Origin of the sequence: Jeotgalibaca dankookensis (genome assembly GCF_002005405.1) — a bacterium.
Lineage (GTDB): Bacteria > Bacillota > Bacilli > Lactobacillales > Aerococcaceae > Jeotgalibaca > Jeotgalibaca dankookensis.
On record NZ_CP019728.1, the window covers coordinates 880,249 to 900,325 of the forward strand.

At 38.0% G+C, this 20,077-nt stretch carries 19 protein-coding genes and 3 pseudogenes; 9 read left to right on the plus strand and 13 right to left on the minus strand.

Translation table 11 applies throughout. From position 1 onward, the window contains the following. Window positions 1-129 precede the first annotated feature (129 nt). Together BW727_RS04250 and BW727_RS04255 are read left to right on the plus strand one after the other, a co-directional pair. The gene (locus BW727_RS04250) at window positions 130-969 is read left to right on the plus strand and encodes a DUF72 domain-containing protein (RefSeq protein WP_062469213.1); all 840 of its coding nucleotides are present in this window, start codon (window positions 130-132) and stop codon (window positions 967-969) included. A gap of 223 nt (window positions 970-1,192) precedes the next feature. After that, a pseudogene (locus BW727_RS04255) lies at window positions 1,193-2,152 on the plus strand (IS30 family transposase). Window positions 2,153-2,156: 4 nt separating this feature from the next. Here the strand turns inward: BW727_RS04255 and BW727_RS04260 are convergent. Further along, window positions 2,157-2,579: a hypothetical protein gene (locus tag BW727_RS04260; RefSeq protein WP_062471990.1), complete on the minus strand. Its 423-nt coding sequence runs from the start codon at window positions 2,577-2,579 to the stop codon at window positions 2,157-2,159. Window positions 2,580-2,781: 202 nt separating this feature from the next. Further along, complete coding sequence (locus BW727_RS10975; protein ID WP_472382583.1) at window positions 2,782-3,003, minus strand: DUF2238 domain-containing protein; 222 nt, start codon at window positions 3,001-3,003, stop codon at window positions 2,782-2,784. Between BW727_RS10975 and BW727_RS04265 the strand changes: the two genes are divergently transcribed. From BW727_RS04265 to BW727_RS04270, 3 genes and pseudogenes are all read left to right on the plus strand, one after another. Further along, a complete protein-coding gene (locus BW727_RS04265) occupies window positions 2,924-3,532 on the plus strand; it encodes a nitroreductase family protein (protein ID WP_062471991.1) in 609 nt (202 codons plus the stop codon). The genes BW727_RS10975 and BW727_RS04265 overlap by 80 nt on opposite strands. Window positions 3,533-3,572: 40 nt before the next feature. Then, entirely contained in the window at window positions 3,573-3,722 is a 150-nt protein-coding gene (locus BW727_RS10600) for an RraA family protein (protein WP_156179568.1), read from the plus strand. 21 nt (window positions 3,723-3,743) lie between these two features. Continuing rightward, window positions 3,744-4,265: pseudogene (locus tag BW727_RS04270) on the plus strand (RraA family protein); the annotation flags it as partial. A gap of 59 nt (window positions 4,266-4,324) precedes the next feature. Here BW727_RS04270 and BW727_RS04275 read toward each other — a convergent pair. The 7 genes and pseudogenes from BW727_RS04275 to BW727_RS04300 all read right to left on the minus strand — a co-directional run bounded on the left by BW727_RS04275 (window position 4,325) and on the right by BW727_RS04300 (window position 9,840). Continuing rightward, window positions 4,325-4,993, minus strand: coding sequence for an amidohydrolase family protein (locus BW727_RS04275; RefSeq protein ID WP_062471994.1), 669 nt, complete (start codon window positions 4,991-4,993; stop codon window positions 4,325-4,327). Beyond that, entirely contained in the window at window positions 4,977-5,591 is a 615-nt protein-coding gene (locus BW727_RS04280; RefSeq protein WP_062471995.1) for an amidohydrolase family protein, read from the minus strand. The genes BW727_RS04275 and BW727_RS04280 overlap by 17 nt, the downstream gene beginning before the upstream one ends. Before the next feature lie 13 nt (window positions 5,592-5,604). Next, window positions 5,605-6,609: pseudogene (locus tag BW727_RS10910) on the minus strand (amidase family protein); the annotation flags it as partial. Between the two features lie 51 nt (window positions 6,610-6,660). Then, entirely contained in the window at window positions 6,661-6,840 is a 180-nt protein-coding gene (locus BW727_RS10715; RefSeq protein ID WP_227807224.1) for a hypothetical protein, read from the minus strand. Window positions 6,841-6,934: 94 nt separating this feature from the next. After that, window positions 6,935-7,957 (minus strand): glycosyltransferase family 4 protein, encoded by a 1,023-nt coding sequence (locus BW727_RS04290; RefSeq protein ID WP_062471996.1) that lies wholly within the window; start codon window positions 7,955-7,957, stop codon window positions 6,935-6,937. Window positions 7,958-7,974: 17 nt separating this feature from the next. Then, on the minus strand, window positions 7,975-8,625 hold the full coding sequence (locus tag BW727_RS04295; RefSeq protein WP_062471997.1) for a TVP38/TMEM64 family protein: 651 nt from the start codon (window positions 8,623-8,625) through the stop codon (window positions 7,975-7,977). 30 nt (window positions 8,626-8,655) lie between these two features. Then, window positions 8,656-9,840: a glycosyltransferase family 4 protein gene (locus BW727_RS04300; protein ID WP_062471998.1), complete on the minus strand. Its 1,185-nt coding sequence runs from the start codon at window positions 9,838-9,840 to the stop codon at window positions 8,656-8,658. Window positions 9,841-10,447: 607 nt separating this feature from the next. Between BW727_RS04300 and BW727_RS04310 the strand changes: the two genes are divergently transcribed. Next, window positions 10,448-10,666 (plus strand): hypothetical protein, encoded by a 219-nt coding sequence (locus BW727_RS04310; protein ID WP_062472000.1) that lies wholly within the window; start codon window positions 10,448-10,450, stop codon window positions 10,664-10,666. A 2-nt stretch (window positions 10,667-10,668) separates the two neighbouring features. Here BW727_RS04310 and BW727_RS04315 read toward each other — a convergent pair whose 3' ends face one another. Beyond that, window positions 10,669-12,003 carry a hemolysin family protein gene (locus BW727_RS04315; RefSeq protein WP_062472001.1) on the minus strand — a complete coding sequence of 445 codons (1,335 nt, stop codon included), beginning with the start codon at window positions 12,001-12,003 and terminating at the stop codon, window positions 10,669-10,671. Window positions 12,004-12,158: 155 nt separating this feature from the next. Between BW727_RS04315 and arcD the strand changes: the two genes are divergently transcribed. Next, the gene (gene arcD, locus BW727_RS04320) at window positions 12,159-13,580 is read left to right on the plus strand and encodes an arginine-ornithine antiporter (protein WP_077795744.1); all 1,422 of its coding nucleotides are present in this window, start codon (window positions 12,159-12,161) and stop codon (window positions 13,578-13,580) included. Window positions 13,581-13,593: 13 nt separating this feature from the next. Next, entirely contained in the window at window positions 13,594-14,712 is a 1,119-nt protein-coding gene (locus BW727_RS04325; RefSeq protein WP_062472002.1) for an aminotransferase, read from the plus strand. 95 nt (window positions 14,713-14,807) lie between these two features. Here the strand turns inward: BW727_RS04325 and adhP are convergent, their stop codons facing one another. The 3 genes from adhP to BW727_RS04340 form a co-directional block, all read right to left on the minus strand. Continuing rightward, window positions 14,808-15,812 (minus strand): alcohol dehydrogenase AdhP, encoded by a 1,005-nt coding sequence (gene adhP, locus BW727_RS04330; protein ID WP_062472010.1) that lies wholly within the window; start codon window positions 15,810-15,812, stop codon window positions 14,808-14,810. Between the two features lie 132 nt (window positions 15,813-15,944). Then, window positions 15,945-16,697, minus strand: a complete 753-nt coding sequence (locus tag BW727_RS04335) for an SDR family NAD(P)-dependent oxidoreductase (protein ID WP_062472003.1) — start codon at window positions 16,695-16,697, stop codon at window positions 15,945-15,947. A gap of 144 nt (window positions 16,698-16,841) precedes the next feature. Then, complete coding sequence (locus BW727_RS04340; RefSeq protein ID WP_062472006.1) at window positions 16,842-18,266, minus strand: NAD-dependent succinate-semialdehyde dehydrogenase; 1,425 nt, start codon at window positions 18,264-18,266, stop codon at window positions 16,842-16,844. 367 nt (window positions 18,267-18,633) lie between these two features. Between BW727_RS04340 and BW727_RS04345 the strand changes: the two genes are divergently transcribed. Further along, window positions 18,634-19,938 carry an ISL3 family transposase gene (locus tag BW727_RS04345; protein WP_077795745.1) on the plus strand — a complete coding sequence of 435 codons (1,305 nt, stop codon included), beginning with the start codon at window positions 18,634-18,636 and terminating at the stop codon, window positions 19,936-19,938. Window positions 19,939-20,077 lie beyond the last annotated feature (139 nt).

Here is a 20,077-nt window from a genome sequence, read left to right on the forward strand (position 1 = left end):
TGTTCATTTATCATGCCCCTTTATTTATGACTTGTCAATAATTAAATACCTATAAGGGCTAAATCGTTGCATTTCACTACAAAAAAATTATATGATTAACAAAAGTCTTTCCTTAAAGGAGGATAACTCATGATTGAAATTGGACTTACCGGTTGGTCCGATCACCCACTTATCTGTCCAGATCCCAAAAGAAAATTAGTGGATTACGCTAGTCATTTTCCGATCGTCGAACTGGATTCAAGTTTCTATGCTATTCCACCTGCCAAAAATATTACCAAATGGATTGAAACGACGCCTGACACCTTTCAGTTCATCCCAAAAGCTTACGCCCCACTTACTGGTCACAAAGGTCAAATAAAAGAAACACGCAGTTTGGAAGAACTGTTTAAAATCTATCGATTGACCTTTGATCCAATGGTTAAGCGCGGAAAAATAAAAGCTTTTCTGTTTCAATTCCCACCGACCTTTGTCTGTCAAAAAGAAGAAGTTTCATACTTAAGACGCGTCCGCCGTCTGATGGGGGATTTACCCATTGCAGTGGAATTTCGTAACCAAAGTTGGTACAGTGATGAATTTAAAGAAGGCACACTCGCTTTTTTAAAAGAAATGCAGTTCATTCACGTCGTTGTCGACCAACCTCAAACGCCCCATAATTCAGTCCCTTTCACTCCTGTGGCATCAAACCCCGACAAAACCTTCATTCGCTTACATGGGCGTAACTATGAAGGCTGGTTAGGCGATGATACAAAGGATTGGCGGACCTTTCGTACCTTATACGACTATAGTGATGAAGACCTAGAAGAAATCAAACAAGCAGCCTTAGATTTAGAAAAAGAATCCAAAGAAGTCACCGTTATCTTTAATAATAACTCGGGCGGACATGCTGCTAAAAATGCCAAGACCCTTCAGAAAATGCTGGGTATTGAGTTTGACGGATTAGCGCCCCAACAGATGAATTTGTTTCTATAAAAATAAGACTTCTTGAGATAATGAACTGCCCCCTGTCAAGTAGACAGGGGGCAGTTCATTGAAGAAAGAGCTGACATTTTTAATTTTGTTAGCTCTTTCTTTTAAATTATATTCTAATTTTTATTTTTCGCCGATTGTAAAATTAAGCTAGACAAATAAATAAGCCATTCGTGGTACACTCAAATTGTAATTCCTACCAAAGAATACAAAGGAGTGATCACGAATGACCTACACCCATCTTACCATGGATGAACTAGTGATGATAGAGGCTTACTACCACCAAAATATCGCTGTAACAAAAATATCGGCTCAGTTAAAACGTTCTAGAATGACCATCTACAACGTCATCAACTTCCTGAAGAAAGGCCATACGGCCTTGGATTATTACCGACAATATAAGAAAAACAAGGCGCGTTGTGGACGGCACAAGATAATCCTGCCCGAGGAACAACAAGTGTACATCAATAAAAAAATTGCACAGGGATGGACGCCAGATGTCATCATTGGTCGCCAAGAAATGCCAATCGCATGTTCCATGCGGACGCTCTATCGTCGCTTCAAAGAAAAGATATTCGATGAAACAACTTTACCCATGAAGGGAAAGCGGAAACCAAACGGCCATCAAGAACGTCGGGGAAAACAGGCTTTCAAGAGGAATATCGTTGAAAGGGAAAAGGATTATCCGGTATTCAAGGAAGAATTTGGTCATATCGAAGGTGATACTATTGTTGGTGTCCATCACAAAAGTGCCGTCATCACCTTGGTAGAACGACTTTCCAAAGTCATTACCACCTTGAAGCCCCATGGGCGAAAGGCAAACGATATCGAGAATACACTGAACCAGTGGTTTGAATCGATTCCTAGACATCTATTTAAGTCCATCACCTTTGATTGTGGAAAAGAATTCTCCAATTGGAAAAACCTAAGCAACCAACATGATATCGCCATCTATTTTGCCGATCCTGGAACGCCATCACAGCGCGCATTAAATGAAAACTCCAACGGATTGCTGCGAAAAGATGGGTTGCCAAAAGAAATGGACTTCAATCAAGTGGACTAAACATTTGTCTCATCGGTTGCGAACAAGCGAAATAATATCCCACGAAAATCCTTGGCATACCAGACGCCGCTGGAAGTATTTTTGAGTTACATAGATGAATCTACTTTGTCTAGCTTAAATTGACAAATCAAATTTTGTTAAATGAGTTTAGCAATGTTTTTCCTAATTCAGAACCTTTTTCAGTTAGTGCCAATCCACTTAAACCTAAACCACCAACCCCGACAATAACTAAACTAAACATCCACTTTTTGAATTCAGTATCTTTATTATCAGCTCTATTTACCAGATTGTTTATGCTCTCATTGATACTATTTCTAGATTCTTCAGATAGATTTGGATCTTCCAATTGTTTATTAAAAATTTCCATTGCCTTATCAATTGTAGCATAAACACTATCTTGTGACTTTGAACCAAGATGGCCAACATTACTAACAGATTCTAATATTTTTGGATAGTTTTTCTGTAAATCGTTAATAACACTCAGCGGTAATTTATATAAACTGTTTATTTCTGAAATGGCAAGAATTTTTTCTTTGTCTTTTTTTGTCATATTGTTCACTCCTAGTTTTTTGATTTACCAAACCTTGAAATATAGTATATAACTCTTATAATTAATTGTTATAGTAGAAGTTGAATGCCGTATCTGATTAGTTAAATTAGCAATATTATTTATTGTTCATTATTAGTTTCAGTCATTCCTTCAACTGTTATCCCATCACATTGAACTTCTATATCAGAATTGAGAATATCATTCATTTTTTATCATCCTTTCCATTTTTAACATTGGTAAATTGTCTATCATGATACCCATCAAAGACAAAAACAGATACCAGAGCACCAATCAGGGCCCACAACATATCCCAATGGCTATCGAAGAAGTCTCCTTGCATACCCATGACGGATTCAGCTGGTAGACGGTCAATTCGTCGGTATAATCCCGATGTCAAAATTCCTAAAGAAGAGATGCTTACCATTATTCAAGAAGCTACCCGGGCTCCTTCTGCCGTTAATATGCAGTCATGGCGGTTTGTTGTTGTAGAAAGTGAAGAAGGAAAAGAACAACTAACCCCTTTTATTCGTCGAAATATTAGTCAAAATGAAAGTGCTGCGGCGATGATTTTAGTTTTTGGTGACTTACAGTGCTATGAATATGGAGAGGAAATCTATAACCAAGCAGTCAATGAGAAGAAAATGACACCCGAAACGAGAGATGACCAGTTGGGTCGCATTATTCCCCACTACCGAAATTTCTCGAAAGAAAAAATGGAGAAAGTCGTCACCATCGATGCCGGTCTCGTAGCCATGCAACTGATGCTTGTTGCCAGAAACCATCACTATGATACTTGCCCCATTACGGGGTTTCATTCAGATGGTCTAGCTGAAGCATTTGGTTTAGATGCGGAACGCTATTACCCGGTTATGGTTGTCTCAATCGGCCAGGCAGCAGAAACCGGATTTGATACCGTTCGATTGGATGCGGAACAAATTACCTATTTTAAATAACCAAATCGGTCGTAAACTATTTATAAAGGATGGGTCTATTATGAAAAACATTGGCTATGAAATATACAAGGATTTTGATTGCTTAGAAGAAGAAAAAATCCGTAAATTCAAAGAGATTCCACCAACTGTGATTGGAGACGCTATGAATAAAACCGCTGCACTCCCTTCTTCTTTGGTTCCATTAAATTAAACACCCTTATTAGGGAGTGCTTATACGGTTTCCGTGACTCCAGGTGATAACACTTTGGTCTATTACGCTGTTGATAATGCAAAGCCTGGCGATGTGATTGTCGTTTCTGGTCTAGGCTTTACTGAGCGAGCAATATTAGGCGAAATGATGGTTACTTTAGCTATTAAACGTGGTTTGAATGGTTTGGTCATTCATGGGGCTATTCGTGATAAAGAAGAGATATCCAAGTTAGATTTTCCTGTTTATGCTGTTAGTTCAACCAGTAATAGTCCCTTGCGAAATGGACCTGGAACTGTTAATACGCCGATTGCGATTGGAAATCGAGTCATTTATCCAGGAGATATTGTAGTAGGTGATCAATCAGGGATTGTGACTTTTCATCCTGAAGACGCGGATGATCTCTACGAAGCATCCTTGAAAGCGCTGGAAAAAGAAAATAAACAGTTTGAAGCTATTAACCAGGATGGTTCATTAGATTTATCTTGGTTATATGAAAAAATTGAAGCAGATAACTATCAAATCAAGGAAAAATTCACAAAATAAGTTCAAACCAAAAAATCTACTAAATCGTGTCTACAAGCACGGTTTAGTAGATTTTTCTGTTATTCGTCTTCTAATAAAGCGTTTAACTCAGTATAGTATTCATTTTTAACGAGAATTTCACCTTTTTTAATGACATAACGAAGTTTAGATTGATCATTAATGAAGTCCCGAATGGTATGGCTATCGAAAATATTTAAATCAGCATGCTTACCCACTTCAATCCCATATGTATCTGTTAATTCCAGAGTTTTAGCCGGACTGGTTGTTGCCATTTCGACCACTTGAGACCGTTCCTTAGCAGAGCCCATTTGTTGAGACACTTGTAAGAGGTAGCCAACTGTCACGAGATTTGCATCCCCAAAGGGTGTAAAGGCATTACGGATATTATTGGAAGAATAGGCCACATTTACGCCTTTTTCTAGCATGGCTTTTACCGGTGCCATACCACGCGGTTTATTTTTTCTTTCAGCTTGCCCATTCATAAACATATCGGTTGCTGGTAAGGGAACAATGGTCACTTGGGCTTTGGCTAATTTTTCAAAAATAGGTTCGGCGACTTCTGGATCAATTGAGCCCAGAGTGGTCACATGCCCTAATGAAACGCGCCCTTCATAACCCCGTTCGATTGTTTTTTCAGCAATCAATTCAACAACCGTGTTTTGTGGGCCTGAAGCATCGGTTCCAAAGTCCGCATGCATATCAATAGATAAGTCATATTTTTGAGCCAAAACAAAAAACCATCTCAATATGTTTCTTTGTATCTTCAATTGAATCCTCACTATACGGACAACCTCCGACAATATCCGCACCCATTTTAATAGACTCTTCCATCATATCGTAGACTTCTGGGTGCCGGACGATTCCCTCTTGTGGAAAGGCGCAAATTTGCATATCCAATAAATCCTTATATTTCTCTCTTAAATCAACCAGAACTCTAACGCCTAAGGTTTCTTCAAAGGGATCCACGTCAGGAATAGCGCGCATAATGGTAGTCCCATTTCGAATGGACCATTTGATCAAACGTTGGGCTCTACTAAAAACATCATCATAGGTATATTTAGCTTTTAACTCAGCAGTATTTTTAAGAGCTTCCGCTAAGGTGCCGGATACATTGGGTTTACGCTCTTCTAAAAATGCCTTATCAGGATGGATATGACTTTCTATAAAAGTTGGCAAGACAACGTTTCCTTCTGCGTCAATTTCAAGAGCATCATTGTCATTAACAAGGTTGTTTCCGATTTCAATAATTTTTGAACCACTGATCTTAATATCAGTGGTTGGTTGTTCGTCTTTCAAATGAGCATTTCGGATTAAAATATTAGTCATGTTTATTCTCCTCTCATTTCGTTTCATCTAAGAATTGTAGAGCAAAGTCGATTAAAGTAGGGTCAGTGTTTTTCGCACTCATCAATGTCACACCAAGTGGCACATCATCTTGTTCCAGTAACGGTAACGTGATTTGAGGAATTCCAGCAAGAGCAGAAATACACAACAAGTGAGACGATTGCGCTCTCAGACGATTAATTTCTTCGAGAGAGGTTGATTTCAAGGGTGCCACCGATGAAGCAGTTGGTTCAATTAAGACGGCACCATCTGATAGTAATTTTTCTATGCGTTGACGAAATTCTTCTTGTTTTTCTTTTGCTTTTAAATAGGCTTCGCGGGTTATTTTTGAAGCAACTTCTAAACGGTCTTTGGGTCCGGGAGATAAACGGGGACGGTATTTATTGACAAAACCGCCGTAGCTATCCCAAACTTCATAGCCTTGAACAATTTGAAACACTTCTTTGACCCAGTACTCCAACCCTTCCTCGGCGATGGTAATGTGTTCAACCTTGTCTATGTGTTGGCCAATTGTTTCAATGGTTTCTTGAAAGGCATCTCGAACACTCTCGTCCACTGCTTCAAAGGCATCATCGATGACGTAAAGGGTCTTTAGAGGCATCGCTTTTGGATCTTCTCCCAGTAGAACTTCGGAAACATCTCGAAACACTTGTTTTTGTGATGCGACATAACCTAGGACGTCCATACTCTTACAATAAGGTGCTTCACCATCATTTTGAATGCGTCCTAGACTAGGTCGCATGCCAATGACACCATTATAGGCAGCTGGAACACGTACTGAACCTAAACAGTCACTCCCGATAGCAAAGTCAACCAGTCCTCTAGCAGTTGCGGGACACGAACCACTCGAAGACCCTCCTGTTAAACGACGGGTATCCGCTGGATTTAACGGACTCCCATAATGCCAATTTTCACCACTAATACTGTAACAAAGTTCATCACAAATCGTCTTTCCTACCAAATCTGCTCCCGATTCAAGTAGCGTAACAATCGCACTGGCAGTAAAATCATCTGGCGGGCTGTTACGTAGCCAATCTGGGTGCCCATTTCCCTAGGTACTTCCCTTTACCTTGAAAACGTCTTTTGCTCCAAAAATGTATTTTGAAAGTGGCCCTTCTTCTCGTCCTGCTATTGCGATATGGTTATCTCTAACAAAAGCCTGTAAAGCGTCATAAGGCGGTGTATTGGACACAGATAATTTCGTTAACTCATTCATTGCATAATGATTCATGAACTCGTCTCCTTTTTCATTTTTAATTTATCGTATAAACATTATTGTACGCGCTTACAATATGCAGAAAGGATACCAACCCATCTGATAAGATTCAAACGGATTCAGTTGATTCCTTTTTTATCGATAAGACCCGCAGGTAATTTTTTCTGAGCTCATCCCCAACTCGCTGGATGCTTTTTTCGGATACTTTCTTATAAGCATTCTCCACCAATGGGGGACATTCTCCTTGAAGAATCTTTTGCGTGTAACAGATAAAATCATTTAATGTCTGACCTTTATAAAGAGTTTCACCTGCTTTATAAAAGTTAAACACGGGAATATCCCGAACAAGTGTTGGTGTTTTACTAGCTAACGCCTCTAATAAAACGATGCCCTCTGTTTCTTCATGTGTCAAAAACACATACAAATCACAAGCTTGATAAGCAACTCGTAAGGAATCACGTTCAATATATCCCGGAAACTGTAGATTGGGTAAATCTGTCTCAACTGCTTGGACGATTTCTTTAGAAAGTAATTTTTTATCCGTATAACCAAACCAGATAAATTGATAGTCCGGGAGTGCTTTGGCCATAGCGACGAAATCTAGGATTCCTTTTCGCTTTATTTGGTGGCCTACAGAAATAATCAGCTTATCGTCCGGACTGATGGCATACGTTTCTCGAAATTGTTTTTGTTCCTGTTCACTACTTCTCCAGTAGGTAAGATCGATTCCATTGGATATGACAGCGATTGGCACTTCTAGTCTATATGCTTCGATTAAAGATTTTGAATAATCAGAAGGTGTCAATAGTAAATCTGCCGATTGATAGCACTTTTTAAGCCACCATCCAAACAAAGGCGCCAACGTATTGGCGAAAAAATAGGAATTTCGAAAATCCTCAATGGTAGAATGCGCATGGTAGATAACTGCTTTACCAGCCCTTCTTGCTCGTTTAGCCTTCAAGTGAGATTGAGGGAAAATTGTGTTGATATGAATAATATCATAAGGTTCTTCACCAGTTGTGGTATAAGGAATCCTTTGTTCGTCTAAAGCCATTTGTTGGTGCAACATGGCGCGACCAATACCGCTTTGTTTAATGAGTGATTGAAAATCACTACAGAGATAAATGCGCATATCGCTCATCCTTTTTATTATAGTAGTTGAAAAAGTCGGTTGAGTATTTCTACCATTCCGTAAGAATATAGAAATAAGGCAATCGGTTTTCCGAGTGATAGGATTAATAGATAGTCACGATAGGAAAGATCAGATAAACCTGCTAAATAACAGAGAAGATCTGCCGGCGACAGTGGGAAAAACATTCCAAATATAAATAACCTTTTAAATTGCTTCGGGTTATCCAACCAACGAACATACCTATTAAAAGTTCTGTTTCCCATCAATGACTGCACAAGTGGTCGTCCGAACTTTCGGGCAAGCGTAAAATTTATAATCGATCCAATCATAATCCCGACAAAGTTTAAAAGATAGCCATAGCCCATGCCAAAGATCATTAGACCTCCTGGTATTGTGAGACCGCCAGGGATTAGTGGGAACATTGTTTGAATGATTTGAAGCATCATAAATAAAAATGGAGCTAGGGGCCCGATACTTTGTAAGAATTGACTCAAAGCAAGGTCAGAAGTAAAAAGATTTTGATGATAGCCCCAATAAAATCCATAAATAGTTAAAAAGACACCCGAAATAGCTAGCAGTCGTAAACTAATCTGAAAATACCGTTTATAGCGACGTAAAAATGAAAGTGAGGTCTTTTTTGAGAACATATGTGGGTGTTTTGGATCCATTGAGCGTTCTCCTTTCAATGGTTTATTCTTTTACTCCCATTCGGTATAAGGAATGGTATCTTCTTGATGATAGGTTTCAAGAGCTTTTCGATAAATCGCACAGACATTTTTCCCAAAATGCTCCGAAGAGTAATGTTTATGGGCAAATGTTTTGGACTCAGCGCTCATATTGAGATAGAGTGTTTTATTTTGGATCATTTGGTTTAAATACACTTCAAATTCTTCAAAATTATGATATTGAAATCCTGTTTTCTCTTTAATAACAATGTCATCCATGGCTTTATCTGCACGGCATAAAATAGGTAAGGCGCTCGCAAGCGCTTCGATATAGGTCAATCCTTGCGTCTCACTAGTTGAAGCACTCACAAATAAATTGGCATTCTGATAGAAAGATGCAACTTGAAGGGGATCAATCATGCCGGTAAAAGTTACTCGATCAGACATACCTAATTTGTTTGCATACATTTCTAGTTCAGCGCGATTAGGTCCATCTCCAACAATTAATAAGTGGACATCTTCTTGTAGACGCGATACAAAGTAGATTAATTCTTCCACGTTCTTTTCTTTACCTAGTCGTCCAAGCGACAATAGCAGAAATTTATCATCGGGGATTCCCCATTTTTCCAGAAGCTTCTTTCGTTCCTGCGGTTGCATTTTTTTGTTGAAACGCTCTAATTGAATCCCAGTAGGAATAACCCTAATGGGTTGCGTTACTTCATAGCTAGCCAAAAGCTGTTTAACTTTTTCAGTTGGGACAATGATATACTCTGCTTCGCGTAATATTTTTCGAGATAATAGCGAAACGACTTTTCGTCCGGCTAGTTTGCTAGGTGAGAAATAATGGGTGTAGTCCTCGTACACAGTATGATAGGTATGCACCATTGGGATTGATAAATGATGGGCAATATATTTGGCCATTCGGAAGGTGCTAAATTCACTTTGTGTATGGATGATATCAGGTTCCCACTCCATTATCTTTTTTAGAACCGCTCGATCTTTAATTAACTTTACTCGAGCATCTGGATAGATTTTATTAACATTAAATGAAGAAACGCCGTAAATATTATTTTTCTTATCAATGTAATCATCCTCAGACAATGTTAAAACACGTATATCATGTCCTAATTTTTCTAAAGATTTTTTTAATGAGAGAGTTGAAGTAACAACACCGTTGATTACAGGAATATATAAGTCTGTTACTAATAAAACTTTCATAATCACCCTCCTTTCCTTTGTTGATTAAAGTAGTTTAAAAAATATTAAGTAAAGAATAAATAGTACTAGTAACAAACCAAAGATAAAGTACCCCCAGCCTAATAGTTTATTGTCTTTACGCATTTTAAATCCTGAACAGGCAAAAAGAAGTTCTAATATCAGTAGTATAACAAGCAAGATAAAAATGAGTTTTCGTTCCCACATTATTTGCTTCATCATCCCCACACGTCTCTCCTCCTTTACAGAGTTCAGCTATTTGCACCAGATAGTTTGACGGTAAAAGTTCATTGTTATAAGACGTGTAGTTTTTTATCTTTTAAAATCTTCTTTATAATCATATTATACCATTTTAATTATTGGTAAACATCCAAAAAAAGAATCATTCGTTCCTTATTGCGGTTTATTTCTTGATTGCCGGTATCATTCGTCTCATCGATGCCTTTGTTTAAATTTTATCGTGCTACGCAAAAAAGGTTTCTCTAAAAAAGAGAAGCCTTTTTACTTATTACTTTTTAGAGTACTTAGCTTGTATTTGATATCACAATTAGTTATCAGTATAATATTGGCTAATGAGTGTTACTTTAGTTTTAGAGAAAGTAGGAATTCCATGCTATTCAGCGACTTTAAAAGTAATGTCAAAGCTATTAAAAGCCTAAATAATGTCAGTATCCATAAAAAATCAACTCTTTTGCTCACACAAATGCAAGCGATTGAGTTACTTCTTTTAGATGAAGCGATTCCTTTAGCAAGTCAGGATATTAAAGAAGCACAGACTTTATATAACGAAATCGAAACATATCGAAAATTATATTTAATTGGGCCTTAACATTAAGGATAATCGTTTGAACTACTTTCATCAACTTCTAAACTTTTTTTAGTAATTCTAGCTTTTGCAATCATTTTATTCTCAAGTTCTTCAATTAGAAAACGATATCCTTTATAAATAAATACTGAACGATTCTCGATTAGATCTTCTTCAGTTGGAATTTTTCCTAACTGGCCAATCATAAACCCGTTTACAGTATCATATTTTTTAGTTGGTAACCTTATTTTAAGAAGGTCTTGTAAATCGTCAAGCATATAAGCACCCGCCACAAGATACTCGTCGTCTGATAAAGTTATGATTTCAAATTCTTTTTGAACATCATACTCATCAGAAATTTCTCCCATAACTTCTTCTATCAAATTTTCCATTGTAACAAGTCCAGCTGTTTTACCATATTCATCAATGACAATTCCCATATGTGTTTGTTGTTTTTGTAGCTCTCTAAATATTTCATCAGCTCGCTTAGAATCAGGTACAAAATAGGGTTTTTTTAATAAGTTATGAATTTTAAAATCCTCTTTTTTACTTACTTGAATATAACGAAGCAATTCACGTAAATGAATAATACCAATAATAGTGTCAATTGTTCCTTCGTAAACGGGATAGCGGGTATAACGTTCTTTGTGGATACGGTCAAGAATGGTGTCAAAGCTTTCCTTTGAATCAATCGCTACTATTTCTGCGCGATGAGTCATAATTCTGGCTACTGGCATATCATCAAATTTAAAAATATTTTCAATCATTTCTTTTTCGATTGGACTGATATCACCGGCGATAACCATTGCACGAATTTCTTCCTCTGTGACAGCTTCTTTTATCTCCTTAGGATTAATACCAACTAGCTTTAAAGTCGCATTAGTAGACAACGATAAGAGTTTTACAATAGGTGTAGTCACACGTGCTAAGGCTGATAAAGGATAAACACTGAAATAAGCAACTTTCTCTGGATTTGCCAGTGCAATCCGTTTAGGAACTAATTCACCAAAGACCAACATTAAGTAAGAAGTTATGAGTGTAACAATAACCATGGAAAAGGTCTTGACTGTTCCATATGACAAGGCAAAAAAGCTTAAAAGCCACTCAGTAAAAAGAGTCGCAAAAGCTTCCGAAGCAAAAACACCTGAAAAGATACTCGCTAACGAGACACCAATTTGGATGGTTGACAAGAACTTATTAGGCGTTCGTTTGAGTTTTAAAACCCGTTCGGCTTTCCGTTCTCCTACTTTCGCTTGGCTCATCAATTTTGTTTCATTTACCGCTATAAACGCAAGTTCGCTTGCGGCAAAAAAACCATTTAATAAAACAAGCGCAATTAATAAAAAGGTTGAAGCAACCATCTAATCGAACCTCCTCTATAACCTACTTTCATTTATTAATCCAATTATACATGAAATAGGAATAAATACGCGAATGGACTTTATGAAACTGTTTACATTTCTAACGAGGTACCCTATAATGTTTTTAAGTGCTAAAACAGAATTGGGGGATTAATTTGGTAAAACAGCAAAAAGGAATTAGTAAAATGGGCTTAATTGCCCTCGTAATTAGTTCGTCTCTGGGAAGTGGCGTGTTCGGGATAACCAGTGACTTAGCCAGAGCAGCTGCTCCAGGGCCAGCTATTATCGCTTGGATCATTGTTGGTATCGGTTTTCTAGCCTTGGTTTTATCCTTAAACAATCTAGCAGCGAAACGGCCGGATTTAGATGGTGGAATATTCGGCTATGCAGAAGAAACTTTTGGGAAGTTAGGTGGCTTTATCAGTGGATGGGGACATTGGCTATCTTGCTGGTTAGGAAACGTGGCGTTTGCAACCATTATGATGAGTGCAATCGGGAATTTTTTACCTGTTTTTGAAGGCGGACAAAATATTCCTTCTATTTTAATGGGAACGGTATTTATTTGGGCGTTGACATTACTTGTCAATAATGGGATGGAGAGTGCCAGTTTCGTTAATACGATTATCACCATCTGTAAACTCGTACCGCTCTTATTATTTTTAATCATTACAGCTGTTTCTTTTAAAGCCGGTGTCTTTACAAGCTCTTTCTGGGGCAATGTTTCAACAAATTTAATTCAAAATCCAGTTAACACTGCTACTATATTTGAACAAATAAAAGGTTGTTTAATGGTCATGATGTGGGTGTTTGTTGGGATAGAAGGCGCAAGTATTTTAGCTAACCGTGCTGAAAAACGCTCGGATGCACAACAAGCTACAATAATTGGATTAATTGGTTTGTTAACGATTTATATTTTAGCGTCACTTCTCCCTTATGGTGTTTTAACTCAAGATGAATTAGCTAGCGTTTCTCAACCTGCTATGGCTAATATCTTGCGCATGATTGTGGGAAATTGGGGAGCTGCTCTTATTAATATTGGTCTCATCATTTCTGTTCTAGGTAGTTGGTTATCATGGACCATGTTACCAGCAGAAACAGCCTTTCTGATGGCACGTGATGGTATTTTGCCAAAACGTTGGGGAAAAACAAATATTAACAATTCACCAACCTATTCATTGTTTTTCTCCGCTACTTTAACGAATCTTTTCTTGCTTACTTTCTTAATCACAGATTATGCCTATGAATTTGCATACTCGCTTGCAACAGCAGCTATTTTAATTTGTTACTTACTGGTTGCAATTTACCAAATAAAATATTCCTATGAGCAAAAAGATAACAAACAATTATTTATTGGTGTTGTCGCGACTGCCTTCCAGTTAATTGGCATTACATTAGCCGGTTTTTCTTATGTATTGATGTGTAGCATTGCTTATTTACCTGGTTTTTACTTTTTTATAAAGGCTTGTAAGGAAAATAACCGTATCATAAATAATTTAGAAAAATTTACCATGGTAGTCATTAGTATGGCAGCCGTTTTGACGGTTGGATTAATTGCCACTGGATTTATTCAAGTGTAAAGGAGAAAAAGAAATGAAAATTGCACATTTCGGCGTTGAAGAATGGCTGAATACATGGGAGAAGAAAGCAACCTATGATATCTCTCAAAGTTCAGTTGAAGCCTTAACGCTTGAGGAATTAGTTGGATTGGATGGGACTACTGTGAAGGATTTTTTTGGAGGTCTTAGCCAAAAACCTTTAGATTATGGTTGGATAGAAGGTTCTGATTCTTTTAAAGAACTAGTTTCCTCTCTTTATAAACAGGTAGAACCAGAGAATATTCTACAAACAAATGGAGCAACCGGGGCTAACTTATTGGCTCTGTATGCACTCATTGAACCAGGCGATCATGTGGTCTCCATGTTGCCTACCTATCAGCAGCTTTATGATATTCCCCGCTCTCTTGGTGCTCACGTGGAATTTGTCGAACTAAAAGAAGAAGAACAGTGGCAATTAGATTTAAACGAATTAAAATCAAAGCTAAAGCCGGAAACCAAAGTGATTTGTTTGAACAGTGCAAATAATCCAACTGGAACACTCTTAGATACCCCTACTCTAAAAGCGATTGTTGATATGGCTAGAGAAGTTGATGCTTATATTTTAATTGACGAAGTTTATTCACCCTTAACTCATGAAGGAGACTTTACTTCTATTGCAGACCTCTATGAAAAAGGAATTTCAACAAATTCCTTATCAAAGACTTACTCAGTTCCGGGCCTTCGTATCGGTTGGACCGCTTCATCGAAAGAATTAGCAGATATTTTTCGTAAATATCGTGATTATACAATGATTTGCGGTGGTGTCTTATCAGATGAACTAGCTGTACACGCCTTAAAAAATAAAGACAAGATTTTAGAACGTAATCGTAAAATTGTTAAAGAGAATTTAGAAATTTTAAATCAATGGGTAGAAAAGGAACCGCGCGTCAGTCTTGTTTCGCCATACTATGTGTCGACATCTTTTATTAAATTAGATATTCCACAAGATGATCAGTCATTTTGTATTGATTTACTGGAAGAAACTGGCGTCTTACTGGTTCCTGGCTCATCCTTTGACTATCCAGGTCATGCACGTCTGGGTTACTGTTGTAAAAAAGAAACGCTGATAAAAGGCTTAGAACTTTTATCTTTATATTTGAAAAAATTTGATTAGGAAGCAAGCGATTAACGATAAAAAAAGGAGCAGTTTATTCTGCTCCTTAATTTTCTATTTGATGTATGACTAGTATGCTTTTTAAAAGCCTTCTTTTAGAGTTCAAGAACCATACGTCCTTGAATCTTTCCAGCTTCCATCTCTTCAAAAATTTCGTTAATATCTTCCATTGGTCGCATTTCGCATTTAGGAATAACTTTTCCTTCCGCTCCTGCTTGGAATGCTTCAGCTAGGTCTTGACGTGTTCCAACTAATGAACCCTTGACCTCAATACCATCTAGTACTAAACGTGGTATAGATAAATCCATTGATTCAGAAGGTAAACCAACGGCTACAACCGTCCCTCCAGCACGAAGCGCATCTACGGCTTGGTTGAAGGCTGATTTGGCCACAGCGGTTACTACGGCACCATGAACACCGCCCACCTTTTCATGCACAACTTTTCCAACGTCTTCGTGAAGTGGATTGATTAAAATATCTGCTCCAGATTCTTTTGCAAAGTTTAATTGGGTATCGTTAATATCTACACCAATAACTTTTAGGTTGAATACTTCCTTAGCATATTGAACAGCTAAATTACCTAGTCCACCTAAGCCAGAAATTAAAATCCATTGGCCTGGAATAAGGTTTGCTTCTTTAATCGCTTTATAACAGGTTATCCCTGCACATGTGATTGAGCTAGCTGGTGCTGAATCTAAACCATCTGGCACCTTCACGGAATAGTCTGCCGTTACAATACAGTACTCGGCCATTCCGCCATCGACTGTATAACCAGAGTTTTTAACTTCTCTACATAAGGTTTCACGTCCGGTTGTACAATACTCACAGTGGCCACAGCCTTCAAAAAACCAAGCAACACTTGAGCGATCCCCTACCTTTAGACTTGTGACATCGTCTGCTACTTCAACGACTTCACCAATTCCTTCATGTCCAAGAATTCTACCAGACACATCGCCAAAATCTGCATTTTTTACATGTAAATCAGTATGACAAACACCGCAACATATCATTTTCAAAAGTGCTTCTCCTGATTTTAGTGGACGAAGCTTCTTCTTAACAATTTCTGTTCCTTGTTCTGGTGTTACGACAATTGCTTTCATTTTTTCCATAAACTGATTACCCCTTTGTGTTTTATTTCACAAATGATTACTAGTTAATATTATCACGAGCTAATTATAAAGTAAAGAAAAAATTGACCAATCGCTTTTAGATTGGTCAACACTTTTCTTTAATTAACGTAATTTAATTGAGCCACCATCAACCATCAACGTTTGCCCCGTGATGTAGTCTGAATCCTTACTTGCTAGGAACACTGCTACGCGACCAATATCTTCTTCTACTTCTCCAATGCGACCCATTGGGATACCTTTTAGCATATTGTCGTATATTTCTGGGTTATTTTCAGCCCATTCCATAATTCCCTCTGATTTTGCAATAGGAGAAATTATATTAACATTAATACCGAATTGACCAAACTCATTAGCAGCGACACGACTAATACCACGGATTGCTTCTTTTGCTGCGGCGTATGGGCCTTGGTTAGGGTGCCCTTCAATACCAGCACCGGATGAGAAGTTAATGATTTTACCTTTTGTTTCTTTTAGATAAGGTAAAGCCGCTTGCATCAAATAGAAGGTTGGATAAAAACCGGTATTGAAAGAAAGATCTAAATCTTTTTGTGTCGTTTTCTCAATGGAAGCCATCTTCGAAGCGTGCGCATTATTGACAAGGATATCAATTTTACCAAATGCATCAGCAACTTTTTCTACGATACTTGGTAGTTCGTCGCGTTTACTCAAATCTTGCTGAATAAAGATTGAATCTGGAGAATATTCCTGTAATTCTTTAAGAACACGTTCACCTGATTCTTTATCCAAATCGACAATGGCTACTGTAGCACCCTCCTTTACAAAAGCCATTCCGATTCCACGACCAATTCCTCCAGCTCCACCAGTAATAATAGCAACTTTATTTTTTAATTTCATGAGTACAAGCTCCTTTCAATTTTAAACAGATATCCAATTATTATCATTTCATTTCAAAAAGATACCACCTCTAAACAGTCAGCCTTTGAGTCTAACTGTTTAAGAGGTGATGTCTCACAATATTTTTCAGAGATAGCAAATTGTTTATTTATGTTCTTGTGTGGCGACTAGCCCACCCGCGAGGTTATCCATATCAGGTCGGTCTGCTTTAACAATTAATTTTTCATTAACAAAAGCTTTTTGACCAATACTACTCATTTCTCTTCCAAAACCAGAGCGTTTGACTCCGCCAAATGGCAGTTCAGGTAAAGAATAACGGATGTTATTGACAAATACCATTCCTGTTTCTATTTTAGCCGCTACTTCAGCACCGTGTTCGCTATCACTAGCAAATACAATACCACCTAATCCGTAAGAAGAATCATTTGCTAATTCAATTGCTTCTTCTTCTGTTTTTACTTTATAGACAACTGCAACCGGTCCAAACATTTCAGTTGTATGTGCTGGGTTATCTCGATCTATGTTAGTCAAAATCGTTGGCATAAAGAATTGACCAGGTAAGTCTACGGGTTCATTTCCATAAACAACTTTTGCCCCTGCTTCAATGGCTTCATTGACTTGGTCTTGTAACTTTTCTTTAGCCTTTTTAGTATTCATTGGTGCCAACGTTGTATCTGGGTCTAATGGATCACCTGGTTTCACTTTACTAAAGTTGTGTTTCAATTGTTCAACAAATTCATCATAAACATCTTCCATTACAATAAAACGTTTTGATGATGTACATTCTTGTCCATTATTATAAAGACGGGAGCGCCATGCGATATCAACCACATCTTCCATATTCGCATCATCTAAAACAATAAATGGGTCCATTCCACCGAGTTCTAACGTTGTTTTCTTAAGGTTCTCTCCTGCTACTTTAGCAACGGTAGAGCCGCCTCTTTCTGAACCAGTCAATGCAACACCTTGAACTCTTGGATCAGCAATGGCTTTAGATACTTGATCGTAATTTAAGAATAAATTCGTTAATGAACCTTCAGGGGCCCCGGCTTCCAAAATGACATCAGCCATAAGTTGTGCTGAAGACGGTGTATTAGAAGCGTGTTTTAGAACCATGGTGTTACCAGCCATAAAGTTTGGTGCAAAAACGCGCATCATTTGGTAGTAAGGGAAGTTCCAAGGTTCAACCATCATGATGACACCTGTTGCTTGATAATGAACTTCAGCTATTCCATTAGCACCTGTTTCAATTTCTTTAGGTGCGAGCATTTCTTCTGCATGATCAGCAAACCAGTCTGCAATGATTGCGCATAATTCAACTTCGCCTTTAGACTCCGTCAATAATTTTCCCATTTCAGTCGTGCAAGTGCGAGCGAGTTCATCTGATCTTTCACGAATTTTATCTGCAACTTGGTGAAGCAGTTTTGCCCGTTCTTTTATATCTTGTTTTTTAAATGTATGATAAAGCTCATGACTTTTTTGTAGTGCATCTTCTAGTTGTTGATCAGTAGCCTCTGGGTATTCTTTTACTACCTCGTTTGTATAGGGATTAATTGTTTGATAAGCCATTAAAAAAAACCTCCTTATTTTTTCCTAAGTTAAGTCCAATTTTAGATAACGCTTTCAATTGAGATTAAGTGATGAAAGCATAATTGTTGGCAACTACTACTGGCCACCTCCTAAGCTTTTCTATGATACCTTTAATTATTTTCAGGACTGTGAAATGAATGACCATTCTACAACCCCACCTACTACTCATTCTAACACTGAAAGATTATCTTTTAAAATTATCTGCTTTATTATTTAAAGTATTAAAAAGGCTCTAGAATATTAAGTGTTGATGGGCCTTTGGCCCTTTTGTGAAAAACACAAAGAGACAAATGAATTTTTCCGTTAAAATGAAGGTATCGAGTCTTTATTTTAGGAGGAAATTCATTTGTCTCATAATCATTTTATAGGAAAACTACTGGGAATAAAAGATAAAAATATCAAGGTGGATGAAGATAATTGGTTGAAGGAAGACGTACGGAACGGCTTGCGCTGTAAAATCATCTCCGCCACGCTCACCTACATACCGAAAGCGTGTAAATGCTGTGGCTGCGTGAACGCTGGTTCAATCGTAAAGAACGGGACGAAGCTGACCCACCCGCTGCTCCTGGATATGGCGGGATGTCCAACCTACTTAGAATTGAAGAAACAGCGGTTCCTGTGCAGGGAATGCGGACAAACCTTTATTGCGGAAACAACGATGGTCAAAAAACGGTGCCACATCTCGAATGATGTCAAACATTCCATCGCAGTCCAGGGGACGTGTAACATATCTGAAAAGGATATTGCTCGGGAGCACCGTGTATCAAACAACACCGTCAAACGGGTTTTCGGAGCCTTTTATAACACATTCCGTCAAACCTACACCTATCTGCCCGAGAACTTGGCCATCGACGAGTTTAAAAGCGTCAAAAGTGCTGATGGAGCCATGAGTCTAATTATTTGCGATTCCGATAGCCATCGGATTTTCGATGTCCTTGAAGACCGTCGAAACAAGTCAATCACTGATTACTTCCTGCGTTTTTCACAAGAACAACGCGCCAAGGTCAAGACCGTGGTTGTGGACCTGTATGGTCCTTATCAAAAGCTGTTCCAGGCGCTCTTTCCTCAGGCTGAATTGATTATTGACCGTTTCCATATCGTCACGCAGGTAAACCGGGCGCTCAATATGGCACGTATTGGCTTTATGAATACCTTGAAGAAAGCGAATGACTTGAAAGCAAAACGAGATTATAGAAAACTAAAAAAATATTGGAAATTGATTCTGAAAAAAGAAGAACTGTTGAATGGCACAGAATATCGTTATCATAGACTTTTCAAGGGCATGGTGACGGAACGGGGGATCATCGATTATATTCTTTCTTTGGACGAGGGTCTCCGCCTGAATTATAATGCCTACCAAACAATCGTCTTTACCGTTACGCACCGGAAACCGGATTTGTTTCGGTCCTTCATTCATGAGAAACAACGGGGGCTTTCTGCCAAGATGGACCAAGCTTTGAAGACATTCCGCCAATCCGAAAGAGCTATTGTAAACGCACTGAGCTATGACTATTCAAACGGATTAGTGGAAGGGATTAATAATAAAATCAAGGTCATCAAGCGGACAGCCTATGGCTATCGCAACTTTTCTAATTTCCGAAACCGCATCTTCATTGAATATAAATTACTAGAAATAAAAACAGCAGCTTAGGAACCTTTTGGTTCCCAGCTACTGCTTTATAGATTGTGAAATTTAACCTGCATGCAACTGGAAAAATACACTATCAACACTTCTTGACAAAGAGCCATTAAAAAAAGCCTTGCTACTTATCGAAAAGACAAATAGCAAG

Coding starts and splice junctions, on each gene's coding strand:
- BW727_RS04250 (WP_062469213.1), top strand. CDS start 130: ATGATTGAAATTGGACTTACCGGTTGGTCCGATCACCCACTTATCTGT.
- BW727_RS04260 (WP_062471990.1), bottom strand. CDS start 2,579: ATGACAAAAAAAGACAAAGAAAAAATTCTTGCCATTTCAGAAATAAAC.
- BW727_RS04265 (WP_062471991.1), top strand. CDS start 2,924: ATGACGGATTCAGCTGGTAGACGGTCAATTCGTCGGTATAATCCCGAT.
- BW727_RS10975 (WP_472382583.1), bottom strand. CDS start 3,003: ATGGTAAGCATCTCTTCTTTAGGAATTTTGACATCGGGATTATACCGA.
- BW727_RS10600 (WP_156179568.1), top strand. CDS start 3,573: ATGAAAAACATTGGCTATGAAATATACAAGGATTTTGATTGCTTAGAA.
- BW727_RS04280 (WP_062471995.1), bottom strand. CDS start 5,591: ATGACTAATATTTTAATCCGAAATGCTCATTTGAAAGACGAACAACCA.
- BW727_RS10715 (WP_227807224.1), bottom strand. CDS start 6,840: ATGAATCATTATGCAATGAATGAGTTAACGAAATTATCTGTGTCCAAT.
- BW727_RS04290 (WP_062471996.1), bottom strand. CDS start 7,957: ATGCGCATTTATCTCTGTAGTGATTTTCAATCACTCATTAAACAAAGC.
- BW727_RS04295 (WP_062471997.1), bottom strand. CDS start 8,625: ATGGATCCAAAACACCCACATATGTTCTCAAAAAAGACCTCACTTTCA.
- BW727_RS04300 (WP_062471998.1), bottom strand. CDS start 9,840: ATGAAAGTTTTATTAGTAACAGACTTATATATTCCTGTAATCAACGGT.
- BW727_RS04310 (WP_062472000.1), top strand. CDS start 10,448: ATGCTATTCAGCGACTTTAAAAGTAATGTCAAAGCTATTAAAAGCCTA.
- BW727_RS04315 (WP_062472001.1), bottom strand. CDS start 12,003: ATGGTTGCTTCAACCTTTTTATTAATTGCGCTTGTTTTATTAAATGGT.
- BW727_RS04325 (WP_062472002.1), top strand. CDS start 13,594: ATGAAAATTGCACATTTCGGCGTTGAAGAATGGCTGAATACATGGGAG.
- adhP (WP_062472010.1), bottom strand. CDS start 15,812: ATGAAAGCAATTGTCGTAACACCAGAACAAGGAACAGAAATTGTTAAG.
- BW727_RS04335 (WP_062472003.1), bottom strand. CDS start 16,697: ATGAAATTAAAAAATAAAGTTGCTATTATTACTGGTGGAGCTGGAGGA.
- BW727_RS04340 (WP_062472006.1), bottom strand. CDS start 18,266: ATGGCTTATCAAACAATTAATCCCTATACAAACGAGGTAGTAAAAGAA.